The following is a 24,960-nucleotide window of genomic DNA, read 5'->3' on the forward strand; positions in this document are numbered from 1 at the left end:
CTCCACCGCTATGACACACGATCAACTCATCAGAGAACTCCAAAAATACGCTGATCCTGAAAAAGCCAAGCATTCTGCACGTTTCTTCAGAGCGGGTCCCGGGGAGTATGGTGAGGGAGATAAATTTCTTGGAATCAAGGTCCCGCCACAACGTAAAGTCGCCAAGAAATTTCAGGATATGGAATTGGATGAAGTGGCTAAATTGCTTCATAACAAGTATCACGAAGTTCGGCTTACGGCAGCTTACCTATTAGTTTACAAAGTGGAGAAAAGAGATCAACAAACTCTGGAGGCCGTAGTGAAATGTTATCTCAAAAATCTGGAAGGCATCAACAATTGGGACTTGGTCGATAGTTCCTGCCACAAGATTCTTGGTCCCTATTTTGAAGATAAAGAACGAAACCTGCTATACGATTTTGCCCGTTCTGAGGATCTTTGGAAGAAACGCATCGCGATGATCTCCTGCTATCATTTCATCCGAAATAATGATTTTGAAGATGCCCTTAACATCGCTGAAATTCTGGTGAATGACGATCATGATCTTATCCACAAAGCCGTTGGCTGGATGCTCCGCGAGATCGGTAACTGGGACTTAGAAGCTGAAGAATCATTCCTGAAAAAACATTACCAAACCATGCCTCGCACCATGCTCCGGTATGCCATCGAGAAATTTGATGAGCCTTTACGATTGAAGTATTTGCACGGGGAGATTTAAGTGCGTTCTGACTCCCCTCCCTGAAAGCAACAGCAAGCTGTTCTTTCGGTCCCTCCAGCGGGACATAGGTTTCTTAGCTTTAACAACTTTGTAGGATTGATTACTCAAAGATATTTTTCACTGGAATGAACCTATCTCTCTTTGGAGAGAGACCGATTTCAGCTCTGCTGGAAATCAGAGAGAGGGCTGTTTAAACGGTCTAAAATTTAATTCCTACACCGTCCAAGCGGACGCTTGAACTAGTACTGGGTTTTAAAACCTCAAAACCGCAGCGTAAACGTAGATCCTTTTCCCTTTTCAGAATTCAGGATCAAGCTGCCACCGTGCAAGCGCATGATCTGCCGGGATAAACTTAGCCCGATCCCTGAGCCTTTTGTTTTTCCATTTCCACCAACCGTATAGAAGGGAATGAAGATCTTTTCCTTCATCGCTTTTTTCACACCGGGACCGTTATCCTGGATATGAATGACCGTGCGACCCGATTCATCGATCTCTCCTCTCAATATTACTTTTCCTCGTTCCTGCTCATCCAATACCCGGATTGCATTTTTCGTTAGATTGATCAGCACCTGCTCCACCAAATGCGGATCTGCCGTCAGCTCTAAACTCTCAGGGTCACAGGCTATATTAATGTCAACTCCTACTTCTTCAGCCTGATTTTTCATCAAACTCGAAGTTCTTTTTAAGACCTCCATCACGCTAAATTGCTCAAAATTTGGATCGGGAATCTGCGTAAAATCTCGATAAGAATTCACAAACCGCATCAAACCCTGACTTCGGTTACTGATGGTATTCAACGCTTCGGTCACATCCTGAATGGTTTCGGTATTCAACTTTACCTCCTCTTTTTCGGGGTCGAGGTGTTCTTCCAGCAGCATCTTCACCGTTCCGGAAAGTGAAGAGATCGGCGTAATGGAATTCATGATCTCGTGCGCCAGAACCTGCGTCAAATTTTGCCAGGCTTCCATCTCTTTTTCTTCCAGTTCGGTATGAATGTTTTGGAATGAAATGAGCTTATATGCTTCATCCCGCATCCTGAATTCTGTCGCGTACATGGCCAACTGCAAGGTTTCATTTTGAACCGTGATTCGAATCAGGCTACGCGTTCCGCCTTTCTGCTTTTTAACCGATTCATAAAGTTTTTCAGAGATGGATTTTAGCGAATCAACCGTCCTGATCGTTGCCACTTTGAACAATCGTTTTGCCGCGGTATTCAGTAACACCACCTCGCCATTCCCATTCACACACATCAACCCAATACCTATATGCTGCACCACCGTTTCCAGATACCGAATGCTCTCCTCCTTCTCGCTCCGCTCTTCCTTGAACCGATCGATCACTTCACTAAAGGAGGCATTCAATTCATCAAAATTACTCCCCAACCCGTGATTTCGGAATGAACCGGTGAAATCGGAATAACGGATGGCATCCAGAAAACGAGTCAACAATACATTCGTCCGTTCCAGGTAGTGGATCAGCGAAACGATCTCCCCAATGATGATCACCCCAAGAATACTTATGCTCACGTAATAAGACGTCTCCAGTATCAGATACATCAATCCCAGTAGCGAAAGCGCCAGCAACGCCACACGAACAATTATTCCGAACCGAAAGGATTTGAAGATCATTTTTGAGCAATCAGCTGTCAGCCATCAGGCTTCAGCTATTTTTGTTTGAGATTATAATTCTAAGTCGATCCATATTTTCAAAAAAGGCAAGAAAACTGAAAGCTGATGGCTGAAAGCTTTCTTCCTACAATCCATACTTCTCCAGTCTTCGGTAAAGAGAGGCTCTCGTCAACCCTAACTCATCGGCCGCATGCGAGATATTTCCTTCGTGCTTGTCCATGGCTTTGCGGATGACCGTTTTCTCCACTTCTTCCAAATTTAATCCGGCCACAGGAAGTTGGTCATTGTTTTCGGGTCTGGAGGTCAGCAAGAAATCTCCTTTTTGTAATTCATCCTCATCAGTCATGATCACAGCACGTTCCACGGCATGTTCCAGTTCCCGAATATTTCCCGGCCAATGGTATTCTTTTAAGTGATCGGTGGCCTGTTCGGTGATCCCATGAATTTCTTTCTTATACTTCGTTCGATACTTCTTCAAAAAATGCTCGATTAGTAGAGGGATGTCTTCCATTCGCTCCCGTAGCGGAGGCAACTTCACTTCAATCGTATTGATCCGATACAACAGATCCTGCCGAAAATCCTGATTTTTTACCATTTCCCCAAGATTCTCATTGGTAGCGCACACCAGCCGAATATTGATCTTGGAAGTTTTGTTGGAGCCGATTCGTCGAATCTCATGCGTTTGTAAGGCCGATAGTAATTTGGGTTGTAGCTGAAGCGGAATATTCCCGATCTCATCCAGAAAAAGGGTCCCTCCATTGGCAATTTCAAACCGACCGGCCCTTGATTCTTTGGCATCGGTAAAAGCTCCTTTTTCATGACCGAATAGCTCACTTTCAAACAGACTTTCCGGCAATGCCCCCATATCCACCGAAATGAACACATTCTCACTGCGATTGGACCGCCGGTGCAACGCCCGTGCTACCAACTCCTTCCCGGTTCCATTTTCTCCGGTGATAAGCACATTGGCATCGGTTTTGGCCACCTTTTCAATGGTTTGAAACACCTGTTCCATCGCCCGACTCTCCCCAATGATATTCTGATACGGCTGTTCCATATCTGCCTTGAGGACAGCATTTTGAGTTTTAAGTCGTTGGGAATCGCGCTTGCTTTGGCTGAGGTTCATGGCCGAGGTGACCGTCGCTAACAGTTTTTCATTTTGCCAGGGTTTCAGCACAAAATCGGAAGCGCCCATTTTAACAGCTTGAACGGCTTTCTCTACATCTCCATAAGCTGTAATCAGCACCACCGCCATCGCCGGATCGATCTCAAGAATTTTCTCCAGCCACGTAAAACCTTCTTCCCCGCTGCTTACATCTTCCGTGAAATTCATATCCAAAAGTACCGTGTCATAATCGTACTCCTTCAGCAAAGCTGGAATCAGCTTGGGATTGGTTTCCACATCCACTTTTTCCACGTGTTGCTTGAGATACAGACGCGCCGCATTCAGCACGTCCGTATCGTCATCAACCACTAAAATTCGTCCGGTTTTTTTCATTATATAATAGTTTTTCAGTGCGATGATGTTATAGTGTTACGGTGTTTGGATCTGGCTTTTAAAACACCATAACACCTTAACATTACCCTATGCCAATTCCATACCATTTGTAACATTTCGGCTTTAAATCAGTCTTGATGATAGTTTTGGGATTTTCGACTGTCCGATATCGAACACCAGGTGTTGGAATGTGAACAATAATTAGGAAAGAATCATCCTTATTTCACTTTTAACTGTGGTTGGCTTAGTTTGGCACGCATCTTGAAATTACGGTACACAAAGTGAAGTTATTCTTTCGCGTTTGAAACCAAAAATCACAATGAACGTCAGATACTCACCAATTCAAACTAAAAGCTGAGCGCTAAATGCTGATGGCTTTTGTACTTGAAATAATAACTAAGGATATAAATTATAGGCTTTACCCTTATGGGAATGGATCGAAAAATTGAGAAGAAAACCTGGACCTTGAAACGGATCTTAATGATTGCCGCGATCGTGGCTTTTGTGGGACTCAGCATTTACGCGTTCTGGTTCATGGATGTGCGCTCCACTTTGAATGTTGAACGAGAAAAGATCACCATCTCAGAAGTTCGGGAAGACACTTTTCAGGAATTCATTCAGGTTACCGGTACAGTTCAACCCATACAAACCATTTACCTGGATGCCATCGAAGGCGGTGTGATTCAAAATGTGTATCTGGAATCCGGCACGATGGTCGAAAAAGGAGACACCATTCTCACCCTTACTAACTCAGGCCTGCAGCTTCAGGTAATGGGACAAACGAATGGCCTGTACGATCAGATCAACAATACTCGAAATTCTCGTTTGGCACTTGAACAAAATACCCTTCGATTGCAAGAACAACTGGCCAATGCCCGATCTCAAATGGAGATCCTGAGGGGGCAATACGAACGCCAACAAAAACTGATTGAACGAGACCTTATTTCAGAAGAAGAATTCCAGACCACTAAAGAAAACTATGAATTTCAGAAGCAGCGGTACGAGTTAACCTATGAATCGTATGTCAAAGATTCGGTTCAAACCATACGACAAATGCAGCAGTTGGATCAATCAGAACAACGGATGTACCAAAACCTGGAGGCTGTTCAGCAAATTCTGGATAATCTCACAGTCAAAGCACCAATAACGGGACAGTTGAGTACGATCGAGCTCAATCAGGGACAGTCAATTTCATCCGGCGAGCGTATTGGTCAGGTCGATATTCTGGACAATTATAAAGTCCGTGTGGCGATTGATGAGTATCACCTTTCAAGAATTACACAAGGACTTCGTGGTTCTTTCAACTTTGATGGACAAACCCATGAGCTTGAGATCACCAAAATTTATCCGGTGATCAACAACGGGCAGTTTGAAGTGGATATGGAATTTGTGAATGAAGCACCGAATAATTTACGCAGGGGTCAGACGGTTCGAATTCGCCTTGAATTGGGTGAATCGGCCAGTGCGGTTCAAATTCCCCGGGGCGGATTTTACCAAACCACCGGCGGTAACTGGGTTTTTGTTGTGAATGATGACGAAGGCCGCGCCTACCGCAGAGAAATTAGATTAGGCCGGCAGAACCCCGAATATTTTGAAGTGCAATTTGGCCTGGAACCGGGCGAGAAAGTGATTACCTCGAGCTATGATACTTTCGGCGACAATGAAGTGCTTGTTTTAGAGTAGCTGTCAGCCGTCAGTTCTCAGCTTTCAGTTTACCTCGAAAACACTGAAAGCTGAAGTCTGATAGCTGAAAGCTTTATAGTTAGAGCATCTAACACCTAATTCCTTACAAAATTTTAAAAGACCATTAAACCAAATACTGAAACCATGATTCAAACAAAAAATCTAAAAAAGGTCTACACAACTGAAGAAGTGGAAACCACTGCGTTAAGCAACGTGAATCTCGAAATTAATGAAGGGGAATTTGTAGCTATTATGGGTCCTTCGGGATGCGGGAAATCTACTCTACTTAATATCATGGGACTGCTCGACAATCCCTCTGACGGCGAGTATCATTTCCTGGGGCATGAGATTTCCAATCACTCTGAGCGGGAACGAGCTCAGCTTCGCAAAGGAAACATCGGTTTCATCTTCCAGAGCTTTAACCTGATCGACGAGCTGACGGTATTCGAAAATGTGGAACTGCCGCTCCTTTATCTGGGTGTTGATTCTGCCGAGCGTAAAGAAAAAGTAGAAACCGCGCTCGACCGTATGGGTATGATGCACCGCCGTAATCACTTTCCTCAGCAGCTCTCCGGTGGACAGCAACAGCGTGTAGCCATTGCACGCGCCGTAGTAGCCAACGCCAAACTCATTCTTGCCGATGAGCCCACCGGTAACCTGGATTCCGATCATGGTGACGAAGTGATGAAGCTTTTGGCCGAACTCAACGAAGCCGGAACAACGATCGTGATGGTAACCCACTCGCCTCACGATGCTGACTATGCCCGACGTGTCATCCACTTATTTGATGGTCATGTGGTGACTGAGAACATGCAGGAAGGTTTTCATGTGTAATAGTTCTCAGCCGTCAGCAATCAGCTTTCAGTTCCATTGATCTTGAAATTAACTGAAAGCTGAAGACTCAAAGCTGATCGCATTTGGCATGTTATGATCTGCCGGACATTTTGGACTTCCTGGGGAGTTTAGGATCCTAAGAAATTTGTACCGGGTTTAGTACCATCGGCATATTCGTAAAAAGTATTTTCTGATACAGCCATAGTTTTTACCTTGAGCTACTCTCAGAATTGATCAATACTTACCAGACTTCATGCCCAAAAAAAGAACCCTCGTTTTCTTTCTGACATCTCTTTTTATTTATTCAGGATGTCAACCGGTTAAGAACTTACTTAAGAAACCACAACCCAAAGAATTTCCCCAGGTTCAACGCGAATTCCGTGCAGCCTGGGTGGCTACAGTCGCTAATATAAACTGGCCAAGTGCTCCGGGACTCCCTGTTGAACAGCAGCAGGAAGAAGCGATCCAACTTTTGGACCTGCTTCAACGAAATAACTTCAATGCCGTGATTTTTCAGGTACGGCCACAAGCGGATGCACTGTATAAGAGTACCTTGGAACCTTGGTCTTATTACCTGACCGGAGAGCAAGGAGTAGCTCCCGATCCGTATTATGATCCACTCAGTTTCTGGATTGAAGAAGCTCACAAACGTAACCTGGAACTTCATGTATGGCTGAATCCTTACCGGGCCCATCATACCACCGGAGGATTGATCTCCGAAAGTTCGGTCGTAAACACCAAAAGTGAACTTGTAAAAGAACTTGACAGCGGATACTGGTGGTTCGACCCCAGTCTCAAAGCTACCCAGGATCATTCTCATGCCGTCGTGATGGATATCGTGAAACGCTACGATATTGATGGAGTCCATTTCGATGATTACTTCTATCCCTACCCCTCTTACCACAACGGAGACTTCCCCGATGATGAAAGTTGGGAAGCGTATCAAAAATCGGGAGGAAAACTAAGCCGGGGAGACTGGCGCCGAAAAGCCGTAGATGATTTTATTGAGCGGGTATATCGTTCCATCAAAGAAGAAAAGCCCTATGTTAGATTTGGTATCAGTCCCTTTGGAATTTGGCGTCCCGGCCATCCAAACTCTATAGAAGGATTTGATCAATACGAGGAACTCTACGCCGATGCCAAAAAATGGTTAAACGAGGGCTGGGTAGATTACTTTACTCCGCAGTTATATTGGCCGGTGAACCAGGTACCTCAAAGCTTCCCGGTATTATTGAATTGGTGGGATGAACAAAATTACAAAGACCGGGATGTATGGCCCGGAATGAGTATTGGCCGGTTTCAGGGCAATCAACAAATTGATGAGGTGCTGAATCAAATCATGATCACACGAGGTATCACTCCCAAATCACCCGGAACGGTACACTGGAGTATTGAACCTTTGGTTGGAAATGACTCATTACAGCAAGCACTGCAAAACACTGTTTATGCGGAGCAGGCAGTGGTTCCCCCCATGGACTGGCTCTCAAACCGTGTACCTAAAAAACCGGAGGTGAATAGTACTTTATCTACAAATTATCTCGAGGTTTCCATCCAGAAAAAGCCCGAAGAAATCGATCATTGGACTATTTATGCCAAATATGGGAATCGATGGAAGATCAGGAAAGTGAACAAATTTACGGATCATTTCAAAGTAACTGCATACATCCCTGTTTCACCTTCAACTGAGGAATCCCCGCATTTTCAAAAGGTGCACATTCTTGATGAAGTATTTGTAACCTATCAAAATCGATATGGTTTGGAAAGTGAGGCGACTAAAATCACTTTTTGAAAATGCGATTCTCTCAATCAGTGTTAAGTTTAATCATATCAATGAAAGTCTGTGAGCTGATGACGGAAGTTCAGGTGCCCTAACAATTCATTATACCCAAAATATTCATGGTAAGAAACTGCTTTGGCGGTCAATCCTTGTCTTTCAAAAGCATCTGATAAATTGAGCGTAACGATGGTTATTTGATACCAACATCAATATTCTTTTTAGTATGCAATAAATGTGCTTTTTTACAAACAACAGATTCGCTCAACGCAGGAAATCAATTACTGTCCGCTTCTGAACACCGGGTGTAGTAAACCGAACAGTTTTCATGGTAAGACCCTTGTTTTCAGCGATTTTAAGGCTATTAAAAGATCTTGGCACACTTATTGACCAAGAGGTTTTCGTGATGGTATCGAATAGAAAATAACTATCAGCACTCATCCGCCAACTGACGGGTGTCAAATTGGGTCTACTGAAAGCTGATGATCGCTGAAAACTTAGAATTATGATTAAAAATTATCTGAAAATTGCTCTTCGTAATCTTAGAAAAAATAAAAGTCATACTATAATAAATATTGGCGGACTCTCTCTGGGTATTATCTGTTCGCTTGTTATTTTTTTGGTTATCCAGTTTGACCTGAGTTTTGATAATTGGCATACCGACAGCCATCGGATTTATCGGGTGGTTACCGAGAATACTGATTATGGAATTTTAGATCATAACTCCGGCGGCCCCTATCCCAGAGCCGAAGCAATTCGTAATGATATCAATGGAATTGAATATGTTGCTTTAGTAAACACTAATTTTAGATCAGCTGTGGTTTCTATCCCCGGAAGAAGCAGCACAGGAAAAAAATTCAAAGAAGAAGAGCTCGCTTTTGTTGACCCCGAATACTTCAACATATTTACTTATAAATGGGTAGCCGGCGATCCTGAAACCGCTCTTCAAAAACCAAATACCGTTGTTTTAACAGAAGGCTTTGCAAACAAAATGTTTCAAAGTACCGATGTAATTGGCCATTCATTGACTGTTTTCACCGAGGACTTCGTGGATGTAGAAATTACCGGGATAGTAAAAGATCCTCCCAAAAACACCGATTTTCCATTTAAAATATTTGTAGCAAGTAACTCAAGATCCAGAGCGGGCTATACCTATGCAGAAACCGATACAGAATGGTCAAGCACTTCCAGCGGATACCAAAACTATGTAAAGTTAAAGCCCGGTATAACTCCTGAAGAAATAAACAAACAATTTGACCTGCTGATCACCAAGTATAGTGGGGAGGAAGTAGCAGCAGATAAAAATTACTTTTTGCAACCTCTTTCGGACATTCATTTTGATGCCCGATTTGACAATTACTCCGGGCGCATCATAGAAAAGAAAACATTATTAGCGCTTGGTATTATTGGATTTTTGCTTCTACTAACAGCATGCATCAATTTTGTAAATTTAAACACAGCCATAGCTGTTCACCGATCAAAAGAAGTAGGACTTCGGAAAACGTTAGGTGGAACCAAAACTCAGCTTACGCTTCATTTTTTGGGTGAGACCGCACTTATTGCATTGATTTCTATCATTTTAGGAATTGGTATCACTGAGGTAGTATTACATGGTATTGAACCTATACTTGGTTTTACCCCTGTATTGAACCTGTTTTCAAACCCGGAATTAATACTCTTTTTAGGGCTTCTTTTTATTGTGATAACAATTGCGGCAGGGTGGTATCCGGCACGCCATCTTTCAAGTTATAGTCCTATTGATGCTATTCGAAATAAAATCAATGCAAGTTATGGACAGGGGCTTGTACTTCGTCGCAGCCTTATCATTATTCAATTTGCGATCACTCAAATCCTTGTGATTGGCACTGTTATAATTTCCAGCCAAATTAAATTCTTTCAGTCCAAAGATCTTGGATATAACAAAGAAGCTATTGTAGAAGTCACCATACCAAATGATGACGAACAAGTTCTGAACACCTTCAAGAATCAGCTTCTTAATGAATCCGGTATTCAAAATATAACCTTCTCTAACACCGGAACTACGAGTAATAATACCTGGTCGGCCAACTATCTGATCATGAAAGATAGTGTCCGGTTTGAAAATAACGCCCATGTCAAATTTGTAGATAACGATTTTGTAGAAACCTATGGTCTTACCATCTTAGCAGGCCGAGATCTTGCCCCCTCCGATACGGTGAATGAATACCTCGTAAATGAAGCCTTTGCCAAGCAAGTTGGTTACGAAAATAATTACGAAAAACTCCTCGGAAAATATAATCGCTTTTACGGAATTGATGCTCCAATTGTAGGAGTGGTGAAAGACTTCAATACCCAATCGCTCCATACCGAACTTCCTCCTGTAGTGATTACAACAAGACGCAACTTCTACGTAGGTGCAATACAAATTAATCAGGAGCAAACTAAAGATGCCCTATCAGCTATTGAAGAAACCTATAAGCTGGCATTTCCTGATTATGTGTTTGAATATGAATTTCTGGACGACAGCATCGCAAAAATGTATGAACATGAGCAAAGAACCGCTCGCATAATGGATGCTTTCACCTTTGTGGCCATTGTGATTGGATATCTTGGGTTATTTGGTTTGATTTCGTACATGGCTACGACACGAACAAAAGAAATCGGGGTACGAAAAGTTTTGGGTGCTACTCTCGCTGACATTTTGAAAATCTTCGGCATGGAGTTGACTTTATTAACCGGAATTTCATTTATCGTAGCAGCTCCAATTTCCTGGTACCTGATGCAAAAATGGCTTTCAGACTTTGCCTATCGTATTGAAATTGGAGCAGAAATATTTGCTATAGCTTTTTTAGGAACCATCGTACTGGCGATACTCACCGTTGGATATAAATCCTTCTCTGCGGCTATGCAAAACCCCGTGGACAGTTTACGAAGTGAATGATAAATAGCGGTCAGAGCTCAGACTTCAGCTTTCAGTTTTTCAAGGTCGAAACAACTGAAAGCTGAGAGCTGACGACTGAATGCTAAAAGCTTAAAACAATGCTTAAAAACTACTTTAAAATTGCCTGGAGAAATTTCAGGAGAAATAAATCGTATTCTATAATTAATGTTCTCGGACTTTCCATTGGTTTGGGCAGTTTGATTTTGATCTCCCTTTTTGTCAGTGATGAACTCAGCTATGATCGCTTTCATGAAAACAGCGACGAAATCTATTTTGTAGGAAGAGAAAGCACCTTCGGGGGGAATAGCAATAAGGGTATAAGCACTCCCTTCCCGGTAGGTCCTACTATGGAAAAAGAAATTCCCGAGGTGGAACATGCTGTCGTCACGCTATACAATGGCTCTGGAGATGTGAGTACTAATAGTGAAGATTTTTCAGAAGAAGACCGTGTTTTGCATGCTTCGGAAGACTTCTTCAACATGTTCTCTTTTCCCTTAAAAGTTGGGGATGCGAAAACCGTTCTTGCTGATCCAAATTCTGTAGTGATCACTGAAGAAATAGCCGAAAAATACTTCGGGGATGAAGATCCACTCGGAAAAACACTGCATATCAACCGATATGAAGAAGGAGAATACATTGTCACCGGTATTGCTGAAAACATGCAGCAAAACTCCTATTTAAGCTTTGACATCATTCCTTCTATCAAAAGCACTTCTTATTCCGAGTCTCATCGTGATTCCTGGGGCTCAAGCATGTTTAATACTTACATTCAGCTTCAGGATGGGAAAACATGGAAAGATATTAAGCCAAAGGTAGCTGAGTTGGTCGAAAAAAATCTTGGCGAGGAATCCACGGTTTCCTTCTTTCAGATTCCATTGACAGAGTTATACCTCTCTGAACATACCTCAAGCAGTGGGTTCCAGGGAAATAGTAAGTATGTGTATATTTTTTCTGCCATTGCGCTATTCATCCTGATCCTGGCATGTATCAATTATATGAACTTAGCAACGGCCAGGGCTATGCAGCGTTCCCGAGAAGTAGGGGTTAGAAAAGTGGTTGGAGCCGGCAAACCTCAGCTTGTTTTCCAATTCATTGGGGAGGCCGTATTAGTATCGGTATTCGCATTTATTGTGGGACTTTTTATTGCTGAAATTATGCTGCCTTTTTTCAATGACTTCATCGGAAAAGATTTAGCACTGAACATTTCAGAAACCGGATCTCTATTATCTCTTCTATTCCTCATCTCAATTGGAGTTGGAGTTCTCTCCGGCAGCTACCCAGCCTTCTTTCTGTCTCGGTTCAAGCCTTCAACCGTATTGAAAACCACTTCTCATCGAAGTGTAAAAGGGGGTGGTTTTAGAAAGATTTTAGTTACTCTGCAGTTTGTGGTTTCAACAGCGCTGATTATCTGCACACTTATTGCATTCAACCAATTACAGTTTGTTCAAAACAAAGATCTTGGTTTCCAGGATGATCAGGTTATGTATATTCCCGCCCATCAGATCAGGGGTAATTTAGAAACCTTTAAAGAAATAGCACTGAATCATTCTTCGGTATTAGATGCTTCTGCTGCCACCGATATTCCGGGAAGATTTGGGATGCGAATGGGGCAAGCCTTCGATCCTGATAATCCAGATGATCCATTTTATGCCCATCAACTAAGAACCGATGCAGATTATGATGATGTTTTGAATTTAGAGATGGCTGCAGGTAGATTTTTTGATAAAGACCGAACAACAGACCGAGACAATGCCCGTGTTATAAATGAAGCAATGGTTGAAAGATTGGGATGGGGTGAACCGGAAAATGCCGTCAATAGAATGATCGCGGATAGTTCCACAGTTGTAGTTGGTGTCGTAAAAGACTTTCATTTCAAATCACTCCACGAAAAGATTGGACCGGTTTATATGCAAATGAAACCTTCGGAACCAGGTACTTATACTTCATACTCAATGTTAGTTCTGAAATTCAACCCAGGGCAGGTAGAATCCCTTATCTCTTACTTACAGGAAGAGTGGAAGAATCTTTGGCCTGAAGATCCGCTGGTTTATCATTTTCTGGATGAGAAATTTGCTGAACAGTATGCTACCGATCAAAAGCTTAGTCGCGCATTTTCAGCATTTGCGTTTGTTGCCATCTTCATTGCTTGTTTAGGATTGTTTGGTTTAGCGGCATTCTCCGCTCAAAAGCGCACCAAAGAAATCGGCATCCGAAAAGTCCTGGGAGCATCGGTTGCCAACATTGTCACCCTGCTCTCCAAAGATTTTGTGAAACTGGTGATCCTCGGTTTTGTTATCGCCATTCCCATTGCCTGGTACGCCATGAACCAATGGCTGGCTGATTTTGCGTATCGCATCGAAATTGGTCCCGGAATATTTGCCCTGGCTGGAATCGCGGCTTTGGTGATCGCTTTGCTGACGGTTAGCTGGCAATCCATCAAAGCAGCCGTAGCAAACCCCGTAGATAGTTTAAGAAGTGAATGATAATAGCGGTCAGCGCTCAGAATTCAGCTTTCAGTTTTATCAAAATCGAAACTACTGAAAGCTGAGAGCTGAAGGCTGATCGCTAAAAGCTTAAAACAATGATTAAAAATTACCTGAAAATTGCTCTTCGAAATCTAAGAAAAAATAAAATTGATTCGGCCATAAGCATTGGGGGATTAGCGGTGGGTTTAGCCTGTTGTATCCTGCTGGTTTTTTATGTGCGGTTTGAATGGTCACACGACAATTTCCATGAAAATAAGGATCGGCTATACCGAATAACGGACCAAACTACCGCGAGGAATTCCGGGGAGATTCAAAAGAATTTAACCACCCCATACCCTCTTGCAGCAGTATTGGATTCAACTTTTCCTGAAATAGAGCGGGTAATGAACATTGCTTTAGGACCGGTACATATTTTAGATCGCGGCAAATTTCATCAAGTTGAGGTCACTTTTGCCGATCCCGGTTTTTTTGAAGCCTTCACCTTTCCCATTTTATATGGAAATTCTACATCACCACTTGAAAATCCTGATCAACTGGTGCTTACCGAAGATGAAGCCCTTCATTATTTCGGAACCAAAAATGCCGTTGGAGAAACCCTGTCGTTCAAGCTTCACGAAACGGAATATGATCTTACTGTAGCTGCTGTAGCCGAAAACCCACCGGCCAATTCCAGCCTTACCTTCAATATTGTCCTTCCCTTCGAAAACTATTTCAGATCGGTACCTAAAGAAAGAGTGGATACCTATCGCAATAGCTGGTATATCGGATTTGGAGAAACCTGGGTTCTGCTTAATGATAAATCTTCTGCTAAGGACCTGACCTCAAAATTCCCGGAGTTATTGAGATCTCATTTAGGCAGTTTTGCGGAAACACAACAAATGGTAATGGGGCTTCAGCCACTCAATGGAGCCTACTTCGATCAAGAATATCGGTCTTATATTACCGGCAATACCAACATTTTATACTCATCAATTTTAGGTGGAATTGCGCTGGTTATTCTCATCATTGCAGGAATGAATTTCATGAGCCTTACCCTTAGTCGCGCTTCTCAGCGCAGTCATGAGATAGGGATTCGTAAGGCAGCAGGTGCGCAACGGGGACAAGTCAGTTTTCAGTTATTTGGAGAAGTCTTTGTTACCTGTACCATTGCCATCCTCTTGGGGCTCATGTTAGCTGAACTCGCTTCCCCCTTCTTTCAAAACCTAACCGGCAAAGCCTTTGAAGTTTCTATCATCAGCGATCCGGTATTATGGTTCGCTTTGTTGGTCATAGTAGGCTTTATTACCATTATAACAGGCGGATATCCTGCTTTCCAAATGGCCCGAAAGAACACGGCACGTATGTTTTCATCCCGCCGAAGTACCGAACGAATTCCTTTGTTTGTGAAAGGGTTGATCATCGCACAATTCGCCCTTTCTATCGCCTTCCTCATTGCCACTTTTACCATGAACAGTCAGCTGAACTTTCTGCTTAATAAGGATTTGGGATTCGACTCCTCCAATGTGATCACCGTGGAAATACGAAATCAGGCTGAAGCCGCAAAGCAAGCAGAATTATTTGCCGATGAAGCTCAACGACTTCCCGGAGTAGAACAGGTAGCCAAAATTGGAAGTGCCTATCGGGGCGATCCAAGATATATGCAAGCAAAAATCGGATTTGGGATGGGAACCATGGGCTCAAGCACTAGTCTGGAAGGTTTTGATCATAGTATAACCTCTGAAATTATCGATGAGCATTATCTTGAAGTTATGGGAATGGACCTTTTGGAAGGTCGAAATTTCTCCCCGGATCGTCCGTCTGAATTAAAAAATGGAATTATCATCAATGAAAAATTTGCAGAAATCATGGGATGGGATAATCCGGTAGGACAAGTCATAAAAGATAAAGCCGAGGGCTGGACGCCTCCATTTGATGGCAAAGAAGTAATTGGTGTGGTAGATAATTTTCATTTTCGACCTCTTTATGAACAACTTCAACCCATTGCCCTTCAGCATTTAGAAGGAGCTGGGTTTGATGTTCCCGGAACCATACTTATAAAATCCCGACCAGGAATGCTCAGCGAAACCGTCGATCAGCTTTCTGCTCTTTGGAATGAAGTATTACCTTCTGCTACCTTCAATTACAGTTTTTTAGATGAGCTGGTGGAAATGCAATATCAGGAAGAGCAACGCTGGCGGAATATCATCTGGTTCGCTTCCATTATGGCAGTTGCACTTGCCAGTTTTGGTTTATTCGGATTAGCTGCTTTAGCAGCCGAACGCAGAACTAAAGAAATCGGCATCCGAAAAGTCCTCGGGGCTTCGGTTGCCAACATTGTAACTCTGCTTTCCAAAGATTTTGTGAAACTGGTGATCCTCGGTTTTGTGATCGCCATTCCCATTGCCTGGTACGCCATGAACCAATGGCTGGCTGATTTTGCGTATCGCATCGAAATTGGCCCCGGAATATTTGCCCTGGCTGGAATCGCGGCTTTGGTGATCGCTTTGCTGACGGTAAGCTGGCAATCCATCAAAGCAGCCGTAGCAAACCCCGTAGATAGTTTACGAAGTGAATGATAAATAGCGGTCAGCGCTCAGACTTCAGCTTTCAGTTTTATCAAAATTGAAACTGCTGAAAGCTGACGCCTGATCGCTGACTGCTTGAAAAAATTTGTAACGTTTTTTCAAACCTTTCGTCTAACTCACGGAACATTAAATCGGGTTAGACCATGCTGAAAAATTATCTCAAAACTGCCTTTCGAAGCTTTAAGCGACACAAAAGTTCATTCCTTATTAATGTCATCGGCCTTTCTATCGGGATGGCCTGCAGTATCCTCATCCTGCTTTGGGTGATCGATGAGCTGAACTTTGATCGCTTCCATGCCGATGCCGACCGTATCTACCAAGTTATGGAGCATCAAAATTATTCGGATAATATCATGACCACGATGTCCACGCCGGGCATCCTCGCTCCTGCGCTCAAGGAAGAAATTCCGGAATTTGAATACGCTGCCACCTACACCTGGGATATGGAGTTTCTGTTCACCAAAGGCGATAAATCCCTGAAAGAACGAGGTCGTTATGCGCGACCGGATTTCTTCCACATCCTGGATGTAAAATTACTCCACGGCGACCGTGATAACCTGATCAGCTCTCCGCGAAGTGTAGCGATCTCCAAAGAACTGGCCATCAAATATTTTGGAACGGAAAATGCGGTGGGTGAGTCAATCACCATCAACAGTACCGACGTGCATACGGTAACCGGCGTCTTCGAGAAACTGCCCGAAAATTCAAGCTTCCGGTTTGATTACGTACTTCCTTTTGAGGACTGGCTGGAAGATAACGAGTGGGCTACGAACTGGGGCAATAACGGACCACAGACCATTGCCAAGTTGTATCCCGGCGTGGATGTGGAAGCACTGAACACCAAACTTAAAGATTTCATCAAAGAGCGAAATGAGGACTCAAATATCGACTTGTTCGTGTACCCAATGCCGGAATTGTACCTGAATGGTCAGTTTGAAGAAGGCAAAGTGGCCGGTGGCCGAATTGAATATGTTCGTCTTTTCACCATCGTAGCCATTTTTATTTTGATCATTGCCTGCATCAATTTCATGAACCTGAGTACCGCCAAGGCGACCAAACGCGCTAAGGAAGTAGGCATTCGAAAATCCATTGGAGCCAGTCAGGGTTCGCTCATCGGACAATTTATCGGGGAGTCCATGATCATCACTTTCTTTTCGCTGTTGGTTTCGGTTTTCCTGGTGGAAATGAGTCTTCCGGTGTTCAACGATCTCACCGATAAAGCCATTAGCGTCAATTATGGCGATCCGACGCTGTTGCTCATGTTTCTGGGAACCGCTTTAGTCACCGGATTACTGGCCGGAAGTTATCCTGCGTTCTATCTCTCCTCCTTTGAAGCCGTGAAAACGCTGAAAGGAAACCTGAAGATCTCCGGCAGTGAAGCTTTCGCCCGAAAAGGACTGGTCGTTTTTCAGTTCACACTTTCCGTAATCCTGATCATTTCTACCATCGTGGTCTATCAGCAGATTCAATTCACCCAAAACAAAAACCTGGGGTATCAAAAAGAAAACCTGGTGACCTTTGTGGTGGAAGGCGACATTTCCAACAATTGGAACACCTTTAAGCAGCAGATCAAGGATATTCCCGGAGTGGTGAATGTCTCACGTGCCGGATCCAGCTTTTTAGGACGAAATTCCAACACTTCCGGACTCGAATGGCCAAACAAAGATCCCGAAACAACTATCCTTTTTGAGAATGTAACTTCTGATTACGGTCTCATCGAAACTATGGGATTTGACGTACTTTCAGGCCGAAGCTTTTCTGAAGAATTTGGAGCCGATACCGCTCGCATTGTCATCAATGAAGCAGCCGCAAATGTCATGGGATTTGAGGATCCGGTTGGAAAATTTATCACGCTTTGGGGGGATGAAACCGAGATCATTGGCCTGGTTAAAGACTTCAACTTCCAGAATCTACGCTATGGGATCGAGCCGCTCTTTTTCCGACTGGATGATTTTGGATGGAAAGCTTTTGTTCGTATTGAATCCCAAAATATCCAGCAAACCATTGCTGAGATCGAAAACAAATACAAGGAATTCAACCCTACCTATCCTTTTGCTTACGAATTTATGGATGAACAATACGCTGCCTTATATCGCAGCGAGCAGCGAATCGGGGATCTGGCCAAATACTTTGCGATCTTTGCCGTGATCATCTCCTGCCTCGGCTTATTTGGTCTTTCAGCTTTCACGGCAGAACAGCGCGCCAAAGAAATTGGCGTTCGAAAAGTGCTCGGTGCTACCGTGCAAAATCTGGTGCTTCATCTTACCAAAGACTTCACCAAGCTGGTCCTTATTGCCATCCTTATTGCCATTCCGGTTTCCTGGTGGATGATGAGTCAGTGGCTCTCCGATTTTGCCTTCAACTCCGGACTGAACTGGTGGATCTTTGCGGCTTCCGGATTTTTGGCCGTAGTCATTGCCTGGCTGACCGTGAGCTGGCAATCCATCAAAGCTGCGTTGGTGAATCCGGTTCAGAGCTTAAAGAGTGAATAGCGTATAGTGCATGGCCGTTGATTTTCACAACAAACTATGCGCTCTGCATTGGCACCACAAAAATTGCTATGTTGTATATCATGTTTGATAAAGCTCAGTTTGGATGAAAGATCTCACATTTACTATTTCCGGCGGAGGAATCGCAGGATTAACTACCGCCATTGCTTTAAAAAGAATCGGCATCAAAGCGAAGATCGTAGAGGCGGCCCCTGAGTTTAAACCGGTTGGAGCAGGCATCACCCTCGCCCCAAATGCAATCAAAGCGTTTCAGCATCTCGGCATAAAACAAGAAATCGAGGAAGCTTCAAACCTGATTTCCGGTTTAGAGATTTGTGATTTTAAGGGAAAAACGATCACCCAACAGCCCTCAGAATTCGATGAATCAACAGCTATTCATGCCATCCATCGGGGGAATTTACATGAGGTTCTGCTCTCTCACCTAAAAGATCATTCCATTGTTTTGGGGAAGCGAACCACCGGATTCAACAAAAAAGCAGACCAAATAGAGCTCACTTTTGATGATGGAAGTACACATCTCACAGATCTTCTAATCGCCTCCGATGGCATCCATTCCCCCATTCGAAAACAACTTTTACCGGATTCTGAGTTGCGGTATGCCGGATATACCTGCTGGCGGGGCATCTCTGCAAATAACTTCGGAATTGAAAAAGCAACCGAGAGCTGGGGTCACGGAAAACGATTTGGGATCGTGCCACTTCCTGATAATCAAATTTACTGGTTTGCTTGCCTGAATGCGCCTGTAAATGATCCTCAAATGAAAAAATATGGGGTTCACGAACTGAGGCAGGTTTTTGAGGATTTTCATACTCCAATTCCAGACCTGATCGGCTCAACCCCAGACAGTCAAATTCTTTGGAATGATATTTATGACCTGAAACCGATCAGGAATTTTGCGTTTGGGGATGTGGTATTGATTGGGGATGCGGCCCATGCCACAACACCCAACATGGGTCAAGGGGCTTGTCAGGCCATAGAAGATGCAGTGATCTTGGCAGAATGTTTGAAGCGTTCATCAACCGCTGCTCAAGCCTTTCAATTTTTTGAACAACATCGGAAAAAACGAGCCCAATCCATTGTGAACCGATCATGGAAAATGGGCAAGATGGCTCAAATGGACAACCGGTTCCTTTCTACCCTCAGAAATGGATTAATGCGAGCTATTCCGGCTTCTGTTCTAAAAAGTCAGCTAAAGTCGATTTACGATATTGATTTCACCCTTTGACCACTGTCCGTTTTCGAACACCCGATGTGTAATTTCGAACATCATTGGGTTCATAATCGTCTTTTTAAAACCTTTTGAGCTTTCTTTTCCACTTTGGCACATTTGTTGAATACTCGTATTCAGCGTACAGTGATCAGTTAACAGTTACCAAAAAACCTGATCACTGCGAACTGTTAACTGATCACTGAAAAGATGCTGAAGAATTACCTCAAAATTGCGTTTCGAAATATTTCCAAGCATAAAGGATATTCATTCATAAATATCGCCGGTTTGAGTATCGGGATTGCTTTAAGTCTGCTGATATTCTTATTTGTGATGCATGAATTCAGCTATGATAATTTTCACAAAAATGCAGATAAAATTTATGCTGCAACACTGCATCAGGGAGAGCAGACTATCGCCGTTACTCCTTCCATTATTGCACCGGCTTTAGATCAACAATTTCCTGAAGTTGATAAATGGGTTCGCATTTATGAGCCTACCAGATATAGTCCGGTTGTGGTAAAAAAAGGTGAAAATATTTTTCAGGAAGATAATTTCCTGTACGCTGATTCTGCTTTCTTCGAAATGTTCAGTTTCCCTTTTATCTCCGGAGATCCCACCACAGCTCTTGAACGTCCCCGAACCATTGTACTTACCGAATCATCTGCGACAAAACTTTTCGGCGATACAAATCCGGTTGGACAAATCCTTGAAGCCCGCGTTTTCAGTGATGTCATTAATTTTGAAGTGACCGGAGTAATTAAAGACGTACCTTCAAATTCTCATCTGCAGTTTGACTACCTGGCTTCTATGACTACCCGAAGTAATTGGTCGGAACTATCTGATACTCAGATACGAGCAGCTAACTTTTTCACCTATTTAATGCTTAATGATGAGCGATCAGAAGCGTCACTATCCAACAAGTTACCTTCATTCCTGAGCAATTTTGTCTCTGAAGAATCAGACCTTTCGCTCTCCCTGCTTCCACTTACCGATATCTACCTGAGCTCCGGAATTCAGGCTGAAATGAACGTCTTGGGTAATAAAAATGCACTTTTTGGCTTTATTGCCATCGCATTTTTAGTGCTTTTGATCGCAATCACCAATTATATAAACCTTGCCACGGCCCGCTCTTCCAACCGGGCAAGCGAAGTAGGAATTCGAAAGACGTTGGGAGCCCACCGGGGTGCTTTGATCCGCCAATTCTACAGCGAATCCGTTATCACAACCATTGTTTCTGTTGGCATAGCCATTGCATTAGTGGAAATTTTTAAGAACCCGTTTTTTGATCTGATTGGTAAGGAGATTTCCATTTCTCTTTTTTCAGATCCGTTAGTTTGGTTCATGATAATCCTCACAACTCTTATTACAGCTTTAGCAGCCGGAGGATATCCTGCATTGGTACTTTCGTCATTTGAACCGGAAAAAGTGCTCAAAGGAAATTTCAGAGGCTCAGGCTCGGATGCATTCTTTCGTAAAGGGTTGGTAACCTTTCAATTTGCAGCTTCCATTTTCCTGATCATGGGAACTGCCGTGATTTATCAACAAACGGACTACATCCTAAATAAAGATCTTGGATTTGATAAAGAACAAATCGTGATCCTCCCTACCGGCGATAACATTCTATCTCAGAAAAGGGAGCTTCTAAAAAGTGAGGTTTTGAGGGAACCCGGGGTCATGAGCGCTACATATATGTCTAACGTACCGGGAAATCCATTTGGAGGATATACGGCGATACATGCGCCGCTTCAGGAATCAGTAAGTACCTCTGCCGGGGCAGCCGACCCTGATATTGTTAGTACCCTGGGATTAGAACTTTTGGCCGGAACCGGATTTCCAAATAATTCCGAATATACTCCCGAACAGGGGTACGTATATATCATCAATGAGAAATTAGCAGAAACTTTCAACTGGTCTTCTGAGGAAGCCATTGGAAAAGACCTCAACTTGCAAGGCGGACGCGAAGGAAAAGTCGTTGGAGTGGTAAAAAACTTTAATTACGCATCTCTAAAAGAAAATATTGAGCCGCTTGCGTTATTTATGCAGCCCAATATGTACGATAACTTATTAGTCAAAATCTCCCCGAATTCTATTCGGACAACCTTATCCTCACTTGGGGAATTATGGAGAGATCTGGCCCCGCACCGGCCATTCGAATTTCAGTTTCTGGATCAAAACTTAGATGCTCTTTATAAATCTGAGCAGCGAACCAAAAATATCTTCCTGCTTTTTGCGGGTTTCGCCATTTTCATTGCTTGCCTTGGTTTAATTGGGTTGTCTTCCTACACTATCGAAAGGCGAACCAAGGAAATTGGCATTCGAAAAGTCTTAGGAGCTTCCCTGTCCGGCATTGTAAGCCTGGTATCATTTGATTTCCTAAAGCTTGTAGCGCTTGGCTTCGTAATCGCAACACCGGTTGCATGGTACACCATGAACCAATGGCTTGCAGACTTTGCCTATCGTATAGATATGGGGCTTGGTGTTTTTATTGTTGCTGGAATTGCCGCCCTTTTGATCGCTTTGTTTACCGTAAGCTGGCAATCCATAAAAGCGGCCGTGGCAAACCCTGTAGAAAGTTTAAGAAGTGAATAAATAATAGTGTCACAGTGCGTAGGTGTTACGGTGTTATGGTTTTCATAGGTCAACCATAACACCGTAACACCATCGTACCATAAAACCAATATAATGCTCAGAAATTACCTTAAAATTGCATTCCGCCATCTGGCAAAGAACAAATCCTATACTTTCATTAATACGCTGGGATTGGGAGTTGGACTTGCCGCCTGTATCATTATCGGGCTTTGGGTGAATTATGAACTCAGTTATGACGATTACCACCAAAACTCAGATCAGATCTACCGGGTATTGAATGGGGATGTTGCTGCCATTCCTCCGACTTTGGCTCCGGCTCTCAAAAGTGATTACCCGGATTTGGCGGAAAATGTAGTTCGGTATTGGCCTGTCAAATCTCCATCGGATATCATTTATGAAGACAAGCAGTTTGCAGAACGAAATATCACCTTCACCGATCCCGAGATCTTTGATGTATTTACTCATCCTTTGGTCATGGGTGACAAGAAAACCGCCCTATCTTCATCTCATCGTATTGTGATCAGTGAGTCGATGGCCGAAAAATACTTCGGAGCAGAAAATCCGCTGGGCAAAACCATGAATATGTGGGGACAAGACCTGGAAGTGTCCGGTATTTTTGAGGATGTTCCGCTCAATTCCCATCACCGTTTTGATTTCCTCGTTCCTATCGATCTCCTTCAAACATTCATGGGCAACATGATGCAGAATTGGACCTGGTCTGGCTTCTATACTTATATCAAACTCCCCGAAAAAGTGGAACCGGCTCAAGTTGAAACAGCTATCGCTTCTATTTTTGACAAATACAGCGAAGAAGATTTTCCGGCTCCGCAGCTTCAACCGCTGAATGACATTTATTTTGAACCCGCCGAGAAAGACATCGCCTCCACCGGAAATTTTAGTTATGTAATCATCCTGGCCACCATCGCCATTGTGGTTTTGGTGGTGGCATGCATCAACTTCATGAATCTGTCGACCGCCTACTCTACTATGCGAAAAAAAGAAGTTGGCATGCGCAAAACATTAGGCGCTCAGCGGAATCAGTTGATCGGGCAATTTTTGGGAGAGGCCATTTTACTGAGCCTCATGGGATTATCCGTGGCATTGATCTTAGTGGAAGTCAGTCTGCCCTTTTTCAGCAACTTCACCGGAAGTCCATTAACTATGCCTTATGAACACAGTTGGGTAACTATTCTGGGATTCGCAGGGTTTGCACTTTTTGTAGGTACGTTCTCCGGAAGTTATCCAGCCTTCTTCTTATCCCGGTTCAAGCCAATGAGTGCTTTGAAGCAGTCTGATCGTACAGCTTCATCGGGAGGAGGCTTGCGAAAAGGACTTGTAGTCTTTCAGTTTGCTATCTCCATTTTTCTAATCGTAGCAGCTTTGACGGTCTATTCTCAGATCAATTTCATGCAAGAGAAAGATCTCGGTTTCAATGAAGAAAAAGTGATCATTACCGGAGCTGAAAACTATCAAAATATGAAGGCGGAGCTAGAAAAAATGCCGGAGGTACAGCAAGTTTCAGCTGCACAAGGCGTTCCGGGGCAACGTTTCCCTTTTTATCCCATTCAAACAAACGAAATGGCTCCAGATTCCCTGCCCACCATGCGAACCCTTCGGGTCAACCCGGGATTTATTGAAACTTTAGGTATGAAAATGGCTATGGGGCGTAGTTTCGAGGAGCAAATTCCTACTGACGCCACTCAGGCTTTTGTGATCAACCAAGCTGCCGCAAATTATTTGGGCTGGGATGATCCCGTCGGCAAAGAAATTTCTTGGTACAATTTCAGTGAAGACGGTTCTTCTTTTGAAGTCGCAAAACAAGGAGAAGTGATCGGTGTGGTCGATGATTTCAATTATGCCTCACTGCATAATCCTGTGGAGCCGCTGATCATGCATGTAAGTCAGGATATCAATATGGCGATCGTCCGACTGAATGCAGGGAGTGATCAGCAAACCCTGGCAAAGATCAGGGAAACATGGAATAGTGTAACTCCCGGCAGTTATTTTTGGTACTATTTTCTGGATGATGAGCTGGATCGCCAATACGGTGCCGAACAGAAGTTAGGTCAGGTTTTTGGCGGACTAACCTTACTTGCACTGTTTATTGCTTGTTTAGGATTATTGGGATTGACCACCTATTCTACCCAGCAAAGAACTAAAGAAATTGGCATCCGGAAAGTGATGGGCGCCGGCGTGAAGCAGATCCTTGTATTATTAAATACAGAGGTACTGAAAATGATCGGAATAGCACTGATCATCGCCATTCCCATTGCCTGGTACGCCATGAACCAATGGCTCACCGAATTTGCCTACCGCATTGAAATTGGCTTCGGAATTTTCATCTTCGCGGGAGCATCTGCCTTAGTGATCGCTTTGCTTACCGTTAGCTGGCAATCCATCAAAGCAGCCGTTGCAAACCCCATAGATAGTTTAAGAAGTGAATAATTAATAGCTGTCAGCTCTCAGACTTCAGCCGTCAGATTTGGCCGGACTGAAAGCTGACGGCTGAATGCTTAAAAGAACACATATGCTTAAGAATTACTTTAAAA

The 24,960-nt window shown here is 43.4% G+C and carries 13 protein-coding genes; 11 read left to right on the forward strand and 2 right to left on the reverse strand.

Translation table 11 applies throughout. The features are described from left to right. Positions 1-10 precede the first annotated feature (10 nt). Complete coding sequence (locus B151_RS0112740) at positions 11-715, forward strand: DNA alkylation repair protein (RefSeq protein ID WP_020404033.1); 705 nt, start codon at positions 11-13, stop codon at positions 713-715. A gap of 260 nt (positions 716-975) precedes the next feature. On the opposite strand, the gene B151_RS0112745 is transcribed toward B151_RS0112740, so the two are convergent. Both B151_RS0112745 and B151_RS0112750 read right to left on the reverse strand, forming a co-directional pair. Beyond that, positions 976-2,343, reverse strand: a complete 1,368-nt coding sequence (locus B151_RS0112745) for a sensor histidine kinase (RefSeq protein ID WP_020404034.1) — start codon at positions 2,341-2,343, stop codon at positions 976-978. A gap of 124 nt (positions 2,344-2,467) precedes the next feature. Beyond that, positions 2,468-3,841 (reverse strand): sigma-54-dependent transcriptional regulator, encoded by a 1,374-nt coding sequence (locus B151_RS0112750; RefSeq protein WP_020404035.1) that lies wholly within the window; start codon positions 3,839-3,841, stop codon positions 2,468-2,470. A 432-nt stretch (positions 3,842-4,273) separates the two neighbouring features. On the opposite strand from B151_RS0112750, the gene B151_RS0112755 reads away from it, so the two are divergent. From B151_RS0112755 to B151_RS0112800, 10 genes are all read left to right on the forward strand, one after another. Then, a complete protein-coding gene (locus B151_RS0112755) occupies positions 4,274-5,524 on the forward strand; it encodes an efflux RND transporter periplasmic adaptor subunit (protein ID WP_026166660.1) in 1,251 nt (416 codons plus the stop codon). Between the two features lie 144 nt (positions 5,525-5,668). Then, positions 5,669-6,358 carry an ABC transporter ATP-binding protein gene (locus B151_RS0112760; protein WP_020404037.1) on the forward strand — a complete coding sequence of 230 codons (690 nt, stop codon included), beginning with the start codon at positions 5,669-5,671 and terminating at the stop codon, positions 6,356-6,358. A 253-nt stretch (positions 6,359-6,611) separates the two neighbouring features. After that, positions 6,612-8,147 (forward strand): glycoside hydrolase family 10-like protein, encoded by a 1,536-nt coding sequence (locus tag B151_RS0112765; RefSeq protein WP_020404038.1) that lies wholly within the window; start codon positions 6,612-6,614, stop codon positions 8,145-8,147. Positions 8,148-8,637: 490 nt separating this feature from the next. Further along, on the forward strand, positions 8,638-11,052 hold the full coding sequence (locus B151_RS0112770; protein WP_020404039.1) for an ABC transporter permease: 2,415 nt from the start codon (positions 8,638-8,640) through the stop codon (positions 11,050-11,052). A 98-nt stretch (positions 11,053-11,150) separates the two neighbouring features. Next, complete coding sequence (locus B151_RS0112775; RefSeq protein WP_020404040.1) at positions 11,151-13,535, forward strand: ABC transporter permease; 2,385 nt, start codon at positions 11,151-11,153, stop codon at positions 13,533-13,535. 98 nt (positions 13,536-13,633) lie between these two features. Beyond that, entirely contained in the window at positions 13,634-16,093 is a 2,460-nt protein-coding gene (locus B151_RS0112780) for an ABC transporter permease (RefSeq protein ID WP_020404041.1), read from the forward strand. A 152-nt stretch (positions 16,094-16,245) separates the two neighbouring features. After that, positions 16,246-18,594 (forward strand): ABC transporter permease, encoded by a 2,349-nt coding sequence (locus B151_RS0112785; RefSeq protein ID WP_020404042.1) that lies wholly within the window; start codon positions 16,246-16,248, stop codon positions 18,592-18,594. A 103-nt stretch (positions 18,595-18,697) separates the two neighbouring features. Continuing rightward, a complete protein-coding gene (locus B151_RS0112790; RefSeq protein WP_020404043.1) occupies positions 18,698-19,837 on the forward strand; it encodes an FAD-dependent monooxygenase in 1,140 nt (379 codons plus the stop codon). A gap of 192 nt (positions 19,838-20,029) precedes the next feature. Beyond that, positions 20,030-22,411, forward strand: coding sequence for an ABC transporter permease (locus tag B151_RS0112795; protein ID WP_020404044.1), 2,382 nt, complete (start codon positions 20,030-20,032; stop codon positions 22,409-22,411). 93 nt (positions 22,412-22,504) lie between these two features. After that, positions 22,505-24,856: an ABC transporter permease gene (locus tag B151_RS0112800; RefSeq protein ID WP_020404045.1), complete on the forward strand. Its 2,352-nt coding sequence runs from the start codon at positions 22,505-22,507 to the stop codon at positions 24,854-24,856. Positions 24,857-24,960: the final 104 nt, after the last annotated feature.

This window comes from Gracilimonas tropica DSM 19535 (assembly GCF_000375425.1).
GTDB classification, from domain to species: Bacteria; Bacteroidota; Rhodothermia; order Balneolales; family Balneolaceae; genus Gracilimonas; species Gracilimonas tropica.

Coding starts and splice junctions, on each gene's coding strand:
- B151_RS0112740 (WP_020404033.1), top strand. CDS start 11: ATGACACACGATCAACTCATCAGAGAACTCCAAAAATACGCTGATCCT.
- B151_RS0112745 (WP_020404034.1), bottom strand. CDS start 2,343: ATGATCTTCAAATCCTTTCGGTTCGGAATAATTGTTCGTGTGGCGTTG.
- B151_RS0112765 (WP_020404038.1), top strand. CDS start 6,612: ATGCCCAAAAAAAGAACCCTCGTTTTCTTTCTGACATCTCTTTTTATT.
- B151_RS0112790 (WP_020404043.1), top strand. CDS start 18,698: ATGAAAGATCTCACATTTACTATTTCCGGCGGAGGAATCGCAGGATTA.
- B151_RS0112800 (WP_020404045.1), top strand. CDS start 22,505: ATGCTCAGAAATTACCTTAAAATTGCATTCCGCCATCTGGCAAAGAAC.
- B151_RS0112770 (WP_020404039.1), top strand. CDS start 8,638: ATGATTAAAAATTATCTGAAAATTGCTCTTCGTAATCTTAGAAAAAAT.
- B151_RS0112755 (WP_026166660.1), top strand. CDS start 4,274: ATGGATCGAAAAATTGAGAAGAAAACCTGGACCTTGAAACGGATCTTA.
- B151_RS0112775 (WP_020404040.1), top strand. CDS start 11,151: ATGCTTAAAAACTACTTTAAAATTGCCTGGAGAAATTTCAGGAGAAAT.
- B151_RS0112750 (WP_020404035.1), bottom strand. CDS start 3,841: ATGAAAAAAACCGGACGAATTTTAGTGGTTGATGACGATACGGACGTG.
- B151_RS0112760 (WP_020404037.1), top strand. CDS start 5,669: ATGATTCAAACAAAAAATCTAAAAAAGGTCTACACAACTGAAGAAGTG.
- B151_RS0112795 (WP_020404044.1), top strand. CDS start 20,030: ATGCTGAAGAATTACCTCAAAATTGCGTTTCGAAATATTTCCAAGCAT.
- B151_RS0112780 (WP_020404041.1), top strand. CDS start 13,634: ATGATTAAAAATTACCTGAAAATTGCTCTTCGAAATCTAAGAAAAAAT.
- B151_RS0112785 (WP_020404042.1), top strand. CDS start 16,246: ATGCTGAAAAATTATCTCAAAACTGCCTTTCGAAGCTTTAAGCGACAC.